The sequence below is a fragment of the Variovorax sp. 10N420 genome (assembly GCF_056394705.1).
Map to the genome: position 1 here is coordinate 44,004 of NZ_JBFTIJ010000002.1, position 15,873 is coordinate 59,876.

Below are 15,873 nucleotides of genomic sequence, written 5' to 3' on the forward strand. Positions count from 1 at the left end.
GCCCCCGGAGCGCACTGCTGCATTGCGATTGCGCGGTATCCACGACTAACATACCGGGGTGATATCTCCCATACATTTGGCCGTTCTCGATGACGAAATCGAGATCACCGTACTTCTTGCGACTTATCTGCAAGGCCAGGGCTTTCGGGTCAGCCAGCTGAATTCTGGAAGAGAGCTTTTCCGGCTCATGGAGCGTGACGCCCCGGCACTGGTCCTGCTTGACCTCGGCCTGCCGGGGGAAGACGGATTCTCCATTGCTCGCCAGTTGCGCGAACACTGGCGATGCGGGCTGGTCATCGTCACCGGTCGAGGCGATGCGGTCGACAAGGTGGTCGGACTGGAGGTGGGGGCCGATGACTATGTGACCAAGCCTTTCGACCTGCGGGAGCTGGTGGCGCGGATCAAGGCGGTTCTTCGGCGTCTTGCGCCAGCCGAGGTGGCCGCTCCCGCTGCCGCGCCGGTCGCCGCGCCGACCCAATTGCGCTTCGGGCAATGGGCGCTCGACACCGCAGCTCGGCGCCTGCTGAATGCCGAGCGAGGCGAGGTTTCGCTCACCTCCGGCGAATTCGATCTCTTGCACATCCTGCTCACGCATCCTGGCCGCGTCCTGTCGCGCGATTTCCTGCTCGGACTCGCGCGGGGCCGGGAAGCCGGGCCGTTCGACCGCACCATCGACGTCCAGATCGGACGGCTGCGCCGAAAGATCGAGACTGATCCCGAGAATCCGCAGATCATCAAGTCGGTGAGGGGTGCAGGCTACATCCTCGTTCCCAAGGTCGACGCGGGCTGACCATGGCTGGATTCAACGTGCCAAAGCTCGACGATGGTGCCGTGTTTCGCTCGCTGTTCCTCGCCTACCCCGATGCATTGCTGCTGGTCGATTTGCAGGGCGTCATCGGACTTGCCAATCCGGCAGCGCTCGCATTGCTGGGTTACACGGAATCCGAACTGATCGGCCTGTCGGTCGACGAGCTGGTGCCCAACGCCATCAGGCCCCGCCATTCCGCCTACCGCAAAGCCTATGCGGAATCTCCCCGCGCCCGCCCCATGGGTACGCAGATGGACCTGGTTGCAAAGCGGCGGGACGGCAGCGAAGTGATGGTGGAAATCGCCCTGAGCCCTTTGCAGGATCATGGCCTCCCCTACGTTGTCGCGGCGATCCGCGGCGTCGGCGCCTATCCCCGCGTGAAGCAGGCGCTGCAACGCGCCCGCTACGCCGAATACCTCGCCCAATTCGGTCGTGATGCGGTCGATGCGCCCCATTCGTCCACGCTCGCCGAACTCGTTTCCAGGATCGCCGCCGAAGCCTTGCAGGTCGAGATGGCGAAGGTCCTTCTTCTCAAGCCGAGCGGTCTCGAACTGCGGATCGCCGCCGGTGTGGGCCTGTTGCCGAACGAGCAGATCGGAGACCCTCTTCGGATAGAGCCTGGCACACCCACCGGCTGCGTGGTTGCCGAGGGCAAGCCCATCCTGATCAGCGACTACGCCCACGAGCAGCGCTTCAGAATCCCGGAGCGGTACGTCGGGGCGGGAATGGCTTGCGAGCTCTCCGTGCCGCTGGCTGACCGTGGCCGCACGATCGGTATTCTGGTGGTGCGCTCGCGCACGCCCGGGCGCCTGGGCGACGAAGAGACGCGATTCCTCGAATCTCTTTCGAGCATGCTGGCTACCGTCTTTCAGCGGGAACGAAGCGAAGAGGCGCTGGATCATGCACAGCGGCTCGAGACGGTCGGGCAACTCACGGGCGGTGTGGCGCACGACTTCAATAACCTGCTGACCATCATCTCCGGCAATCTCCAGGTCCTGGAGGACTCCCCTCAATACGCGGGCGATGCATTTCTTCAGCAGCTCGTGGGTGCCGCTTCGCGCGCTACCAAGCGCGGCGCCGAGCTGACGGGCAAGCTGCTGGCCTTCTCGCGGAGGCAAGTTCTGCAGCCCACCGTGGTCGACGTGACGGCGCTGTTAGGTTCGCTCAGGGACATGTTGCGCCGCACGCTGGACCAGCACATCGCCATTTCGCTGCAATCCGAGCAAGCACTGTGCATGGCGGACCCGATGCAGCTCGAATCCGCACTGCTGAACGTGGCCATCAACGCCCGTGACGCCATGCCCCGGGGCGGCTCGATTGCATTCGTCTGCCGCGCAGTGGCTTCCTTGCCCGATGGCCTCGATATCGAGCACGAGCAGCCTCCTGAGGACGGATTCGTCGCCATCTCGGTTTCGGACACGGGAGACGGAATGTCCGAATCCGTCAAGGAGCGCGCGTTCGAGCCCTTCTTCACCACGAAGGAAACCGGCCGCGGTACGGGCCTGGGTCTCTCGACGGTCTACGGATTCGCGAGGCAGTCCCATGGTGCCGTCAGCCTCGCCAGCGCACCCGGCGTGGGGACGACGGTGACGATCTACCTCCCGCGGGTGGGCCTGGACCTCGCCGCAGACGACCTCGACCCGACAACGCTCGACGAACTGCCTCCGGGCCTGCGCGTCTTGCTGGTGGAAGACGATGCCGAAGTCCGCGACGTCGTCCGCCAGTTTCTGACTTCGCTCGCTTGCGAAATCGTGGTTGCCAACAACGCCGAGGAAGCGATGCGCGTGCTTGCGCAGAATTCAGGCATCGACCTGTTGCTCACGGATGTCCTGCTCGGCGCGGGCAAGCGCGGCACCGAACTGGCCGATGCTGCCCTCGCGTCTCACCCGGGCCTGCCGGTCTTGCTCATGTCCGGTTTCTCGAGCGAACTGCTCAACGAACCCAGCGGCCGGGAACTGCTTCGCAAGCCTTTCACACGTGCAGAGCTCAGGCAAGCATTGGCACGGGCGCTGGTTACAGTGCCATAGCTTCGCGGTTCGAGGGGCGCCGGACTTGACGGCGGTCAACATCGGCCCGCGGCATGTGCCATACCGTCGCTGGTGTGAAAGGCGCTTCTCCCGCTCTGTTGCATCGTTTGCCTTTTGACAGTCTCTCGGACGCGAGCCCGATTCTGTCGGTGTTCGCGTTCGCCAGGTGCCTGCGCGCCGAAGCGCGGTCGGGTTCGATCCGCCACGCGCTGCAAGGAAAGAATCTCTCATTGCTGGTCGAGACGCCGGGACCGAAGAGTTCGCCGCTTCAACGGGCGGCGATCGACCTCGGTGCTCGCGTCGCCGAGGTGCCTTTCGCCGATGCTGACGGCTCCGTACCTCGCGACCTCGGCGCCCTGGCCCGCATCCTGGGCCGCATGTATGACGCGATCGACTGCGGGTCGCTCGCAGCGCCCGTGGTCGAGCGCATCGAAAGGGAAGCCGGCGTGCCGGTCTATGCCGGGCTCGGCCTGGACGACCGGCCCGCCCGGGCGTTGGCGGATCTGCTCACGCTCTCGGAAGCCGGGCCACCCACCGGGGCCCCGCCAGGCATTGTGTTTCTGGGGGACACGCAGACTCTGCGAAGCCGCGTGTTCCTCGCGTCCGCGCGGCAGGTGGGCTTTGTCGTCAAGCCTGGCAAGCCCGGCCATGAGTCGGCAGCCAGCGAAGCGGACTTCGTGGTCGACGCGACCCATCCCCCCCGATGGTCCCTGCGCAGGGCCAACGTGCCTCTGGACGAGGAACAGCGTTCGGAGAACCACAGGTGCTTGATGCAAACCGTTCTCATGGACACGATGGCCCGAGCTTGAGCCGCTGCATCCGCGTTGGCAGCATCCGGCAACGAATGGCGCTCGTTGCCGGCTAGACTGATCGTCTTTCTCACTGGCTCTCGGAAACGGCACTATGCGGCGGCTTCGCTTCCTCACCAACCGGCACCGGGCTCCGTCGACGAACCGGACCCTGGGATTGCTCCTCGCGTTCAATGCCGGCGCCGTCAATGCCGGAGGATTTCTGGTCCTCCACTTCTATACGTCGCACATGACGGGCTTCGCCTCTCAGCTCGCCGACGGCCTGGTGCTCGAAAACTCCACGCTGTTGATGAACGCCCTCGGGGCCATCGTGTCGTTCATGTCCGGCGCAGCGGTCTGTGCGGTGCTTGTCAACTGGAGCCGCAAACATCATCTTCATAGCGTCTATGCCCTGCCGCTCATTCTCGAAGCCGTGTTGATGTTTCCGTTCGGCCTGATGGGCTCCGTGACGCTCAACTGGCGTACGCCTTTTGCGGTGCCGCTCACGGTGCTGCTCCTCTCCTTCATCATGGGCCTGCAGAACGCCGTCGGCTCCAAGACGTCCGGCGGGAGCATCCGAACGACGCACATGACGGGCAACATCACCGATCTGGGAATGGAAATCGGCAAGATGATCTACTGGAACCGCAGCGGAAGGCCCGCTCAGATGTTCGTGCGCGCGGACCGGCAGCGCATGCGCATGGCCGGCGGTCTCGTCCTGATGTTTGTCGTTGGCGGCATTGCGGGCGCGTTTGGATTCAAGAACCTGGGATTCGTCTGCGTGATTCCACTGGCGGCGCTCCTGCTGCTCCTCTCGGTGCCGCCCTTCCGGCGCGACCTTGAAAAGCTGCATGCGCTGGGCTTCACATTCGGTTTCCTGAACCGCCGCGGGCGATGAGTCGTCAGCAATGCTCAGTCCGGCGTGAACTTCTTGTTGAAGATGTCGACATCGGAGGCAAGCTCGAAGGTCGCCACCTGTCCCATCTTGCCGTCACTGAGACGGCATGCCGAGAACAGGCTGTAGCGGCCCTTGAAATAGAACTCGTCCATCACGATGAGCGCATACGGGTACGGCACGAACACCTGGTGCTCGAACACGATGCGATGCACGTTCCTCGGTGAGGGAAAGAGCTTGTAGTCGGCTGTGTCAATGGATTTTGCGGTGGCCATGGTTTGCTGACTCTTTCATTTCAATCTGCAAATGCAAGAAAAGCCTTCAATTTAAGGTACCGTTTGCCCAAAATTGGAGGTCCTGATGCGTCGCTTGTTTGCCAACCGGCTTGCCACTGCCACGGGGATTGCGGTGGTGCTGATGTCAGCCGTTTTCGCGCTCGTGCGCGTGCTGTAGAGGCCGTCACGCGAGTTCTCAAAACGTGCGGGGTGCGGCAACGCTCGCACTGAGCCCGGTGCCGTGCTTCAGGCTTTCCTGTTCCTGATCCTGGTCCTGGCTGTCTTCGTCTTGTTGCTGGCTGCAGGCGTTCATCAAGGGCCCGGGGCACTCCGAGCGAAACTGCATGAACCCCAGTGTGCTGCCAGCAACTGTCAGGCAGGCGAATAGAAGCCATGCCGCAGCGGAGAGCCCACGGCGTGCGCCCCAGCGACGTCCGAAGTGTTTCTGCAAGCCGCCGCCAGCGACTTGGCCTTCCAGCTCCTGGAGATACCCGCCCACCGCGGCGATGTGCCTGCGGATCGCCAGGGCCTTCAGGCCTCCATACGCAGCGATGGCAACCGGCACCCACCACACCAGACCCGCAAAACCAACCAGCGACTCCGCGTTTGTCGCCACCCAGGCGAAGATCGCTGCGGCGCCGATGACGCATGCACGTTCGAGCATTGCAAGCTCAGACATGCAGCTCGTCGCCTCTTTGTGAAGTGCTGCGTACTCATCGTTCTGCAGCGTGGGCTCAGTCATACATTGCTCCCGTCGTCTTCATCTTTATCTTTGTCTTTGTCTGCATGCGCATCTATCGCAAATAGGCCTGCGCCAGCGAGACCCAATAGCTCGCGGTGCTGGGCAGGATCTCGTCGTTGAAGTCATAGCCGGTGTTGTGCACCATGCAGCCCGGGCCGCTCCCCGGCTTGCCGTCGCCGTTTCCGACAATGAAGTAGCTGCCCGGCACGGCGTTCAGCATGAAGGCGAAGTCGTCGCTGGCCTGCAATGGCGCCATGTCGGGAATGAGCGCCTTCTCGCCCATCGTTTCCAGGGCCACCTGGCGCGCGAAGGCCGTCGCGGCAACGTCGTTCACGCAGGGCGGCATCTTCCAGTGGTAGTCCACTGTCGCGCTGGCGCCATGCACGGCAGCCTGGGCTTGCGCCATGGCAATGATGCGGTCGCGCAGGAAGGCGCGCACTTCAGCTCTTCGCGCCCGGATCGACAGCTTGAGCTCGGCGCTTGTCGGAATCACGTTGGGCGCCTTGCCCGCGCTCATGGCGCCGACCGTGACGACAGCCATGTCGTTGGGGTCGACCTCGCGCGAGACGAGCGTCTGCAACGCAAGAATCAGGTGCGCCGCGACCATCACCGGGTCCACCGTCGTATGCGGCATGGCGCCGTGGCCGCCCTTGCCTTCGATGGTGATGATGGCCGTGTCCGAAGAGCTGTAGATCACGCCCGGCAAGAACCCGAACTGCCCCGCCGGGAAACCGGGCTCGTTGTGATATGCGTACACGGCATCGCACGGAAAGCGCTCGAACAGGCCCTCCTCGACCATCTTCTTCGCGCCCATCAGTCCTTCCTCGGCGGGCTGGAAGATGACGTTCAAAGTGCCGCTGAAGCTCTGGCTGACTGCCAGCAGTTGCGCCGCGGCAAGCAGCGTCGCCGTGTGTCCGTCATGGCCGCAGGCGTGCATGGCGCCGGGCTTGCGGCTTGCCCATGAGAGGCCGGTGGTCTCCGTCATCGGCAGCGCATCCATGTCGGCGCGCAGGCCCAGGCGCCTGGAACCGTCGCCGAGCTTGAGCGTACCGACCACGCCCGTGCCGCCGAGGCCGCGATGGACCGTGTAGCCCCATCGTGCCAATCGCTCGGCCACCAGGTCACTGGTCTGGAACTCCTCATAGCCGAGCTCGGGATTGGCGTGGATTTGCCGCCGCAGTTTGACCATTTCCTCGGTCGAGGCCCGGATGCCGGGATGGATGGGTACTGAAATCATCAAGAGGCCGCCTTCAACGCACTGGGTTCGCATTTTCCACGCCAATAATGCGGGGTGCCGCGATGGCCTCGATATTGCTTCCGAAGCGGCTGCCTCCGAAGGCTTCAACTCCGACGATGACTCACCACTTGCAGACCCCCACCCTCCCCCTCCTGACCCGTCGCCAGCTGACGCTCGGCGCGCTCGCCGCAGCCGGCGGACTCGCGACCACTCGCTACGGCCGCGCCGCGACCGGCAAGGGCACCGCGGTGCTCGCCATCGATGCCGATCCGCCGACGCTGAACCTCGGCACCACCACGGATTTCGCCGCCGGCGACGTCTCCGCCAAGATCCTGGAGGGCCTGGTGTGGCTCGACCCCCAGTACAACCCGAAGCCCTCCCTCGCCACGGCCTGGACGATCTCGCCGGATGGCAAGACTTACCGCTTCGCGCTGCGCAAAGGCGTGAAGTGGCACGACGGCAAGGACTTCACGAGCGCCGACGTCAAGTTCACGTTGATGGAAGTGGTCGGCAAGCTGCATCCCCGCGCGGCGCCGGTGTTCAAGAACCTCGGCATCGAGGTCGACACGCCCGATGCCCTGACGGTGGTGGTCAGGCTGCAAAAGCCCTACGCGCCACTGCTCTCGCAGATGACGGTGTTCGACGCACCGATGCTTCCGCGCCATCTCTACGAAGGCAGCAACATCGGTACCAATCCGGCCAACCAGAAGCCCGTGGGCACCGGCCCCTTCAAGTTCGGCGAATGGAAGCGCGGCGCCAGCATCAAGCTTGTGCGCAATGACCAGTACTGGGATGGCGACAAGCCGTTTCTCGAATCGATCATCTTCCAGGTGATTCCGCAGGCAGCCAACCGCGTGCCCGCCTTGCAGACGGGCGAGATCGACGAGTTGCTCGACTTCTACACGCCCAAGCCCGACGTCCCGCGCATCCTCGCGGACAAGAGCCTCGCGCCGCGTCGCGGTGTGAACATCCCGGCGATCTATTTCCTGATGTTCAACACGCAGTCGCCGATCTTCTCGAAACGCGAAGCGCGCCATGCGGCCGCCCTGGCGATCGATCGGCAGCGCCTGGTCAAGCAGGCCATGAACGGCATTGCGCGGCCGGGTGCGGGTGCCTTCGGCGACGGCTTCAAGTGGCTTTTCGACGAAGACGTGAGCTACGCGAAGAAGTACCCGCTCGAGCCGGCACGCGCCAAGGCTCTCTTCGAGAAGGCCGGCGCCAAGCCCGGCACCACAACCTTGCGAATGCCCTTCGACGCAAGCCGTGCGCAGATGCGCGCGCAGGCGCAGATCATCCAGGACAACCTGCGCCAGATGGGCATCGAGGTGAAGCTGGAGCCGTTGGAGCGCTCGGTGTACTACGACCGCGTGTTCGCAAAGCGCGACTACGACATGATGCTGGGCTCGTACTTCTCCGCAGGCGACCCGGCCATCGGCTACACGCGCCTGTACAGCACCTACACCGGCACCGCGCCCAATACCAATGCGAGCGGATACTCGAACCCAAAAGTCGACGACCTGCTGAACCGCGCCGCCACGGCCACCGATCGCGAGGCCCGCGCCAAGCTCTACAAGGAGTTGCAGGTGATCCTGAACGAGGACCTGCCGACGCTGGTGCTGTTCGACGAAGAGACGGTCGATACGGCGAGCAAGAAGCTCACCGGCGTCTTCCCCGCGCTCGATGCACGCGACCAATGGGCCGGCGTGAAGCTCAGGGATTGAAGGGGGCCGCAAGGCGCCTTGGCCTGATTCCACATGTCCTCTTTCATCCTGCGGCGTCTGCTGCACGCGATTCCGCTGCTGCTTGCAGTGGTCGTGCTCAACTTCCTGCTGATCGCCTTCACGCCGGGCGATCCGATCACGCTGCTGGTGGGCGATTTCCCCGCGCCGCCCGAATACCTCGACCAGATGCGCCGCGAATTCGGGCTCGACCAGCCCGTGTGGATCCAGTTGCTGCGCTACCTGGGCAAAGTGCTCCAGGGCGACTTCGGCTACTCGTTCGCCAATCAACAGCCCGTGGCGACGCTGATCCTCGAACGGCTCGGCGCGACGCTGGAACTCACGCTGACCGCGCTCGCTTTCGCCAGCGTCCTGGGGATCATGCTCGGCGTGGTTGCCGCGCGTTCGGCAGCGCGCTCCGGCCGCGCTCTGGTTGATTCGGCCATCCAGGGCGCCTCGTCGGCAGGTTATTCAATCCCGGACTTCTGGCTCGGCCAGTTGCTGATCCTGGTGTTCGCAATCGGGCTGGGATGGCTTCCCTCGCAAGGCAACAACCCGGTCCGTGGCACGCTGCCAGGCTTTGATGGGTTCGTTCAGCATCTGTCGTATCTCGTGCTGCCGGCTTTCGCTTTGTCGCTGCGCTATCTCACGCTGATCACCCGCATCACGCGCGCTGCAATGCTGGAAGTCATGAATGCCGACTTCATCCTGGCATCGCGATCGCGCGGCGCTTCGGAGTGGACGGTCGTCGTCGTGCACGCCTTGCGCAATGCCGCAGCGCCCGTCCTCACCGTCATTGGCTACAACGTGGGCTTCGTGCTTGCGGGATCGGCATTGATCGAAGCGGTTTTCGCGTGGCCCGGAATCGGCCGCCTGCTGTATGAATCGATCTCCAAGCGCGACTATCCCGTGATGCTGGCGATCTTGCTGATGGTGTCCGTCACGGTGGTAATCGCGAACCTTGTCACCGACATCGTCCACAGACTCATCGATCCGAGGATCGAACGCGCATGAACGACGCAACGCAAGTCCTGATCGCGGTTCCGACGGCGACTACGGCATTTCGCAAGGCCGGGTTCTGGCGGCGCCTGCTGCGACGGCCAACGACGCTGCTTGCAGCGTCCTTCCTTGTGCTGCTGTTTGCGCTGGCGCTCTTCGCACCGCTGGTGACTGCCTACGATCCGCTCGGCGGCGGCGACAGTTCGCTCCTCGAACCGCTCTCCCCCGGCCACTGGCTCGGCACCGACGACCTGGGGCGTGACATCTGGTCGCGCGTGGTCTTCGGCACACGCATCTCGCTCACGGTCGGCGTCATGAGCGCCTTGTGCGCAGTCGTTGCCGGCGTGATCGTCGGCGCGCTCGCGGGCTACTTCGGCGGCTGGCTCGACACGCTGTTGATGCGCATTGCCGAGTTCTTCCAGACCCTGCCGCGCTTCGTGGTGGCGCTCATCGTGATCGCGCTGTTCGGCACCAGCGTCTTCAAGATGATCGTGGTGATCGCCGCACTTTCATGGCCGCAGCTTGCGCGGGTGGTTCGCGCCTCGGTCGCGACACTCGCGCAATCGCAATTCGTGGATGCGGCACGCGTGGCGGGCATGGGCCATGGCGCCATCATCATGCGGGAGATCTTGCCCAATGTGGCCGCGCCGATCATCGTGCTCGGCTCGCTGGACATTGCCATGGCCATCCTCATCGAAGCCAGCCTGAGCTTCTTCGGGCTCGGCGATCCCAATCATGTGTCGTGGGGGGCGATGCTGAACGACGCACAGCAATACCTGCGCAGTGCCTGGTGGATGTCGGCCTTTCCCGGCCTGGCCATTGCGCTCACGGTGCTGTCGTTCAACGTCTTCGGCGATGCGCTGAACGACGCGCTCAACCCGAGAGGTTCGAAATGAGCGCCAATGCCGAACATCTCTTGGACATTCGCGGCTTGTCGGTCGACATCCGCCAGGGCGCGACTGCCCTGCGCGTGGTGAACGACCTTTCGCTCACCGTTCGCCGCGGCGAGGCGGTAGGCCTCGTGGGTGAGTCAGGCTCGGGCAAGTCGATGACGGCTTTCGCGATCATGAATCTCTTTCCCTCTCCGCTGGCGCGCGTTGCCGCGGGGCAGATCCTGCTCGAAGGCCACGACCTGGCGCAACTGAAAGCGTCCGATTTGCGTGCCGTGCGCGGCGCGCGCGTGGGCATGGTTTTTCAGGACCCGACCAGCTACCTCGATCCGCTCATGCCTGTCGGACGGCAGATTGCAGAACCACTCCGTGCGCATGGGCGAACCGACGGCATGCAAGCGCGCGTGCTCGAATTGCTGGACATGATGGAACTGCCCAACGCACAGCGGGTCGCGCGTCAATATCCTCACGAGCTCTCCGGCGGCATGCGCCAGCGCATCCTGATCGCAACGGCATTGGCGATGCGGCCGGCGCTGCTGATCGCCGACGAACCCACGACAGCACTCGACGTCACCGTGCAGGCGGGCATCCTGAAGCTGCTGATGCGGCTTCGCAAAGAGCTTGACCTGGGCATCCTGTTGATCACCCATGACCTCGCGGTGGTCGCAGAGACCTGCCAGCGGGTTAACGTGATGTATGCGGGACAGGTGGTCGAATCGAATGAAGTCGCCGCGCTCTTCGCGGCGCCGCGCCATCCATACACGCAAGGGCTGCTCGGGAGCATCCTGAGTCCGCAGTCTCGCGCGCACTCGCTGTTTTCCATCCCCGGAAGCGTGCCGATCGCGGGGCATTGGCCGCAAGGCTGCCGCTTTCATCCGCGGTGCCCGATCGCGCGCCGAGGGCTTTGCGACAGCGTCGCGCCCCCACTGGCGGCGCATGGACTCGGCGCCGACCGCTGCCTCCTGAGCGATGAGCCCGTCGCCGCTGACGCTTGGCAGCGCAACAAGGCGGCTTCACCATGAGCGCAGTCACGACCACCCCGCTGCTCGAAGCGCGCGACCTGAGCCGGCTCTTTCCAGTGCGCGGGAGCGGAGGATTGTTTCGCGCCCGGCAGATGCAGCGCGCGGTAGATCGCGTGTCGCTCTCCATTCATCCCGGTGAAGTGCTGGCGCTCGTCGGTGAAAGCGGCAGCGGCAAAACCACGCTGGGTCGCATGCTTCTGGGCCTCACGGCGCCGAGCGAGGGAAGCATTCTCTACAAGGGCATGGACCTCGCCACGCGGTCCGGCGAAGCGGCGCGCATCTTTCGCCGCGAAGTTCAAGTGGTGTTCCAGGACACCGGCGGGTCGCTCAATCCGCGCCGCACCATCGGCCAGAGCGTTGCACTCCCATTGACCTATCACCGCAGCCTCGACCGTCGCGCCGCCGCAGCTGAAGTCGATGCGCTGCTCGATCAGGTCGGCCTGCCAGCCGCGCACTTCCGCGATCGGCTTCCGCATGAGCTCTCCGGCGGCCAACGCCAGCGCGTGGGCATTGCACGCGCGCTGGCGTCCAATCCTGCACTGATCATTGCCGACGAGCCGGTGTCTGCGCTCGATGTCTCCGTGCGCGCGCAGATTCTGAAGCTGATGTTCGATCTGCAGCGCGAAAGGAAACTGTCTTACCTCTTCATCACGCACGACCTGGGCGTCGTGCGCGCCATGGCCGATCGCGTGATGGTGATGCACCAGGGCCGTGTCGTCGAAAGCGGCGATGCCGACGCAGTGCTGAACTCACCCCGCGACCCCTACACCCAGCGCCTGCTCGCCGCCACGCCGGTACCCGATCCTTCGCGCCAGCTCGAAGTGCAATGAGTCGGCGACGACACGATCATGACCCGTCATTTCACTGAACCCACCACCGACTACTGGCAGCGCATCGTCGCAGCGGATGCGGTTGAACAGCCCGAAGCACCATGGCAGTTCGCCTATCCGGCACGCCTGCCGGACGGCCGCGTTCTCATGCTGCCCATCCGGCAGTTGCCGAGCGAGCCGTCGCACGCCGTTGCTTCGCTGCTGGTCAACCACGCTTCGCTCGAAGTGGTTGAAGCGCTGGGCACCATGCTCGCGCAAGGTCTGTCTGCGCATGCGCCCGATGTGGTCATCGGACTGCCCACGCTGGGGCTCACGCTCGCACCCGTCGTCGCCCATGCGCTGGGCCACACGCGCTACGTGCCGATGGGCTACTCGCGCAAGTTCTGGTATGACGAAGCGCTGTCCGCGCCCGTGCATTCGATCACCTCTCCGACGCCGGGAAAGCGCATCTACCTCGACCCGAATCTCCGCCCCCTTGTCCAAGGCAAGCGACTGGTGCTGGTCGACGACGCGATCAGTACCGGAACCACACTGCTTGCGGCATGGGACCTGATCGAATCGCTCGGGGGCCATGTGGTGGCCTGCGGAGTCGCCATGCTGCAGGGCAGCCGCTGGGTTGACCGGCTCGGCGCAGAACGCGCAACTCGAGTGGTCGGCGTGTTCGAGAGCCCCCTGCTGAAGGCCGTCCCCGGGGGATGGGTCCTGCGGGACTGATCAGCCAGCGGCACGCGCAAGAGCTTCGAGCACCACCTGCCTCAGCAGCGCCTCGTCCGCGACGCTCGCCACCTGCGCATTCGGCTGAGCCCGTTTAGGCACGCGCCATTCAACGACCGTCATGCCGCGCGTGTACTCCCCCTTGCATTCGGCCACCACGTGCGCCGGCCTGAACGTCATCCCTTGGGGAGCCACCAGCGCCGCCGCGGCCGTGGGGTCGTACAGCGACATCGGCAGCGTGCCGGCCGGGCTTGCAATGCGAACATAGCCGAGCAGCAGGTCGGCCAACACTTGCGCCTTGTCGGAGCCGAGCGCGCGCAACGCCTCGGCATCGCTTGCATGTACGCGCACCTGCCGGCAGGCGTCGAGACCCACCATGTGCAGCACCACGCCCGCTTCGAGCACCACGTTGATCGCTTCCGGATCGACCGCCGCATTGAACTCCGCCGCTGCCGTGTGATTGCCCGGCCCTGCGCTGCCACCCATCCACATGAGGCGCCCGATGCGCGCTGCAAGCTCGGGTCGGCGTTGCAGAACGGCGGCGATGTTGGAGAGCGGACCCAGCGCCAGCACAGTCGTCGGATCGCGTGACGAATCGAGATAGTCAATCAACGCAGCCACGGCATCGCGCGATGCCAACGAGCCGCGAGCCATCGGCAAGCTGCGGCCTGCTGACGCCATGCCATCCATGCCGAGGATGTTCTGCGCTGTCACCAGTTCACTGGCCATCGGCCTGGAGCTGCCCGCGTGAATCGGAAAGCCCCACTCGAAGAATGCCGCAGAACGCAGCGCGTTGTCGATCACCACTTCGAGCGGCGCGTTGCCCGCGACAAGCGACATGCCGTCCACACGCCAACCGGGCGTCTGCGTCATGGTCAGCACCGCCGCGAGGTCATCGAAGCCCATGTCGGTGTCGATCCAGATGCTGTTCATTGAGTCAGTCGCGAATCCAGGCGGAGTGCATATTGTGCTGGACTGACTTCATACCCATCCGCTTGCGCCAGCAGCCGGGCCGTGGCAGCAGCAGCCATCTCCAGGCGCCTCACGTCGCGCTCGCCCAGATGAGGACACGCTTCACGGCTGAACCCGCACAAGACGCCGTAGAGCGTGCCGTCGGCGAACCGTACCGGCACACCGATGTGCGCACCGATGTTCTTGAAATACTCGGGCATGCCGTACATCATCCGCACCCCCGACAGGTCATGCAGGAGATGGGGCAGCCGACCGTCGACGATTCTTTGGCACACGCTTTGTTCGAGAGGATGAGACTGCCCCACCTGGAAGAGTTCGCGTGCGCTCGATGAGATCTGGCGGAACACGCGATGGCCGTCGACGAACTCTCCCACGAACACGACGTCGAGCTTGAGGTGCTCGCGCACGATGCGCAGAAGACTTCCGATGGAGCGCTCGACGATTTCACTGCCGGGACGCGTGCTCGCTCCGGCTGCGATGCTGGCCACGCGCGCCGCCCATTCGTTCAACCCTGCATCCCTGTTTTCAGACGAAGACTTCATCGCCAGTCACCTCGAATTGCGGAATTCAGATCGCCCAATCGAATAGAGCAACGGGTGCCCTGCCCGACGATTGATTGGAGGCGAACCTCCGACTGGAGCGTCTTGGCCAGGCGCGAGACGAGCGACAGTCCCAGCCCGACGCCGTCGCTCGACAAGGCCGCACCTTCGGCCACCTTGTAGAACTCGTCGAACACCTTGTCGATCTGGTCGGCGGGAATGCCGATGCCCTGGTCCCACACTTCGATGCGAACACCGGTCTTGAGAACGCGCGCGGCCAGGAGAATCTGCTTGCCCGGCATGCTGTATTTGATGGCGTTCGAAAGGACATTGCCGATCATCCTTTTCAAGCGCACGCGATCGGAATGAATCAATGCGTCGCAGGCGCGGACACGCAGCTTGATGTCCTTGGCAGTGGCCAAAGGTTCATGTTGAAGCTGCAAGTCGCGCATGAGTTCGGCAATCTGCACAGGCTGCACTGTCAAGCGCACACGGCCACTGTCCAGGCTGGACAAGTCGAAGAGAGAGTCGAACAGATGACTCACCGCGGCAGTTGCGTTGGCAATCTTTGGTGCCAGTTCGTGGCTCGCCTCCGGATCGTCATTGAGAAAATCGACGTAGAGCCTCAATGCCGCAACGGGTTGCCGAAGGTCGTGTGTGGCGACGGCCAGGAAGCGGCTCTTGAGGTCGAGCGATTCGAGGGCCTGGCGCTCTTTTTCGGCCAGGTCGTATTGAAGCCCGAAATGCTCGGTCTGGTTCCGGAGGAAGGATTTCGCTTGATATTGGATAGAGAACCACTGGAAAAGAATCAGCGCGACAAACCAAAGATGGAAGCGATGATCGTCCGGATACGCCACGAGCGTGTATGCAATGCCCGAAAGCGCGACCGCGAAGAGAGTGCCGATGTATCCCTGCATCAACCGGGGCACGAAAGCCAGTCTCGTGAGCGGGCCAACGACTTGAATCGTCAGGATGACCCAGCACCCGAACTGGTCCACGACCGGAATACGCTGGAAGAATATCCAAACCGATATTCCCCAGAAGGCGCCCTCCACCATCGCCAATGGCAGCAACCGACGGACGAATTCCGCCTTGATCTCGGCAGGTGCGTCGCGGTATGTCCGTCTGTAGGTCCGACACACGAAGAGCCTCGCCACGGTGATCGGAAGCGCAGAGAAGAGCCAAAGGATCAATGCCATTCGATTGGCGTTGTCCCAGCAGAAGCCGACCATGAGCGGGATCAACGTCACGCTTATGACGCCCCTGCCCGGCGTCACATTCATCAGGCTCTTCATCAGTTGTGCGCCGATCCACTGCGAACGCTCGACGGTCAGATCCAACTGCCGCTTTGGCTGTTCGACGGCAGTACCCGTACTGCCCTGCCCTTCATTTTCGGTTTCCATAGCAACAAGTTCGA

Annotated in this window: 16 protein-coding genes; 10 read left to right on the forward strand and 6 right to left on the reverse strand. The window is 63.9% G+C overall.

Annotated elements, in window-relative coordinates:
- Positions 1-58: 58 nt before the first annotated feature.
- The 4 genes from AC1DEK_RS04645 to AC1DEK_RS04660 all read left to right on the forward strand — a co-directional run bounded on the left by AC1DEK_RS04645 (position 59) and on the right by AC1DEK_RS04660 (position 4,521).
- Complete coding sequence (locus tag AC1DEK_RS04645) at positions 59-790, forward strand: winged helix-turn-helix domain-containing protein (RefSeq protein WP_478124047.1); 732 nt, start codon at positions 59-61, stop codon at positions 788-790.
- 2 nt (positions 791-792) lie between these two features.
- Entirely contained in the window at positions 793-2,835 is a 2,043-nt protein-coding gene (locus tag AC1DEK_RS04650; RefSeq protein ID WP_478124048.1) for a PAS domain S-box protein, read from the forward strand.
- A gap of 149 nt (positions 2,836-2,984) precedes the next feature.
- Positions 2,985-3,644, forward strand: coding sequence for a Rossmann-fold NAD(P)-binding domain-containing protein (locus tag AC1DEK_RS04655; RefSeq protein WP_478124049.1), 660 nt, complete (start codon positions 2,985-2,987; stop codon positions 3,642-3,644).
- A 94-nt stretch (positions 3,645-3,738) separates the two neighbouring features.
- Complete coding sequence (locus AC1DEK_RS04660; protein ID WP_478124050.1) at positions 3,739-4,521, forward strand: YoaK family protein; 783 nt, start codon at positions 3,739-3,741, stop codon at positions 4,519-4,521.
- Between the two features lie 14 nt (positions 4,522-4,535).
- Here the strand turns inward: AC1DEK_RS04660 and AC1DEK_RS04665 are convergent, their stop codons facing one another.
- The 3 genes from AC1DEK_RS04665 to AC1DEK_RS04675 all read right to left on the reverse strand — a co-directional run bounded on the left by AC1DEK_RS04665 (position 4,536) and on the right by AC1DEK_RS04675 (position 6,772).
- Entirely contained in the window at positions 4,536-4,793 is a 258-nt protein-coding gene (locus AC1DEK_RS04665; RefSeq protein WP_478124051.1) for a hypothetical protein, read from the reverse strand.
- A gap of 196 nt (positions 4,794-4,989) precedes the next feature.
- Positions 4,990-5,535 carry a hypothetical protein gene (locus AC1DEK_RS04670; RefSeq protein ID WP_478124052.1) on the reverse strand — a complete coding sequence of 182 codons (546 nt, stop codon included), beginning with the start codon at positions 5,533-5,535 and terminating at the stop codon, positions 4,990-4,992.
- Positions 5,536-5,587: 52 nt separating this feature from the next.
- Positions 5,588-6,772, reverse strand: coding sequence for a M20 aminoacylase family protein (locus AC1DEK_RS04675; RefSeq protein WP_478124053.1), 1,185 nt, complete (start codon positions 6,770-6,772; stop codon positions 5,588-5,590).
- A 128-nt stretch (positions 6,773-6,900) separates the two neighbouring features.
- On the opposite strand from AC1DEK_RS04675, the gene AC1DEK_RS04680 reads away from it, so the two are divergent.
- The 6 genes from AC1DEK_RS04680 to AC1DEK_RS04705 are packed head-to-tail and all read left to right on the forward strand — an operon-like array spanning position 6,901 to position 12,945.
- Positions 6,901-8,493, forward strand: coding sequence for an ABC transporter substrate-binding protein (locus tag AC1DEK_RS04680; protein ID WP_478124054.1), 1,593 nt, complete (start codon positions 6,901-6,903; stop codon positions 8,491-8,493).
- Positions 8,494-8,526: 33 nt separating this feature from the next.
- Positions 8,527-9,504 carry an ABC transporter permease gene (locus tag AC1DEK_RS04685; RefSeq protein ID WP_478124055.1) on the forward strand — a complete coding sequence of 326 codons (978 nt, stop codon included), beginning with the start codon at positions 8,527-8,529 and terminating at the stop codon, positions 9,502-9,504.
- Positions 9,501-10,385 (forward strand): ABC transporter permease, encoded by an 885-nt coding sequence (locus AC1DEK_RS04690; RefSeq protein WP_478124056.1) that lies wholly within the window; start codon positions 9,501-9,503, stop codon positions 10,383-10,385. Before AC1DEK_RS04685 ends, AC1DEK_RS04690 begins: the two co-directional genes overlap by 4 nt.
- The gene (locus AC1DEK_RS04695) at positions 10,382-11,401 is read left to right on the forward strand and encodes an ABC transporter ATP-binding protein (protein ID WP_478124057.1); all 1,020 of its coding nucleotides are present in this window, start codon (positions 10,382-10,384) and stop codon (positions 11,399-11,401) included. Before AC1DEK_RS04690 ends, AC1DEK_RS04695 begins: the two co-directional genes overlap by 4 nt.
- Positions 11,398-12,231: an ATP-binding cassette domain-containing protein gene (locus tag AC1DEK_RS04700; RefSeq protein WP_478124058.1), complete on the forward strand. Its 834-nt coding sequence runs from the start codon at positions 11,398-11,400 to the stop codon at positions 12,229-12,231. Before AC1DEK_RS04695 ends, AC1DEK_RS04700 begins: the two co-directional genes overlap by 4 nt.
- Before the next feature lie 18 nt (positions 12,232-12,249).
- The gene (locus AC1DEK_RS04705) at positions 12,250-12,945 is read left to right on the forward strand and encodes a phosphoribosyltransferase (RefSeq protein ID WP_478124059.1); all 696 of its coding nucleotides are present in this window, start codon (positions 12,250-12,252) and stop codon (positions 12,943-12,945) included.
- Here AC1DEK_RS04705 and AC1DEK_RS04710 read toward each other — a convergent pair whose 3' ends face one another.
- Genes AC1DEK_RS04710 through AC1DEK_RS04720 form a run of 3 tightly spaced genes read right to left on the reverse strand, consistent with a single transcriptional unit; the run spans position 12,946 to position 15,859 of the window.
- A complete protein-coding gene (locus tag AC1DEK_RS04710) occupies positions 12,946-13,878 on the reverse strand; it encodes a nucleoside hydrolase (RefSeq protein WP_478124060.1) in 933 nt (310 codons plus the stop codon).
- Positions 13,875-14,459 (reverse strand): GAF domain-containing protein, encoded by a 585-nt coding sequence (locus tag AC1DEK_RS04715; protein WP_478124061.1) that lies wholly within the window; start codon positions 14,457-14,459, stop codon positions 13,875-13,877. The genes AC1DEK_RS04710 and AC1DEK_RS04715 overlap by 4 nt, the downstream gene beginning before the upstream one ends.
- Positions 14,456-15,859 carry a sensor histidine kinase gene (locus AC1DEK_RS04720; RefSeq protein WP_478124062.1) on the reverse strand — a complete coding sequence of 468 codons (1,404 nt, stop codon included), beginning with the start codon at positions 15,857-15,859 and terminating at the stop codon, positions 14,456-14,458. The genes AC1DEK_RS04715 and AC1DEK_RS04720 overlap by 4 nt, the downstream gene beginning before the upstream one ends.
- Between the last annotated feature and the right edge of the window lie 14 nt (positions 15,860-15,873).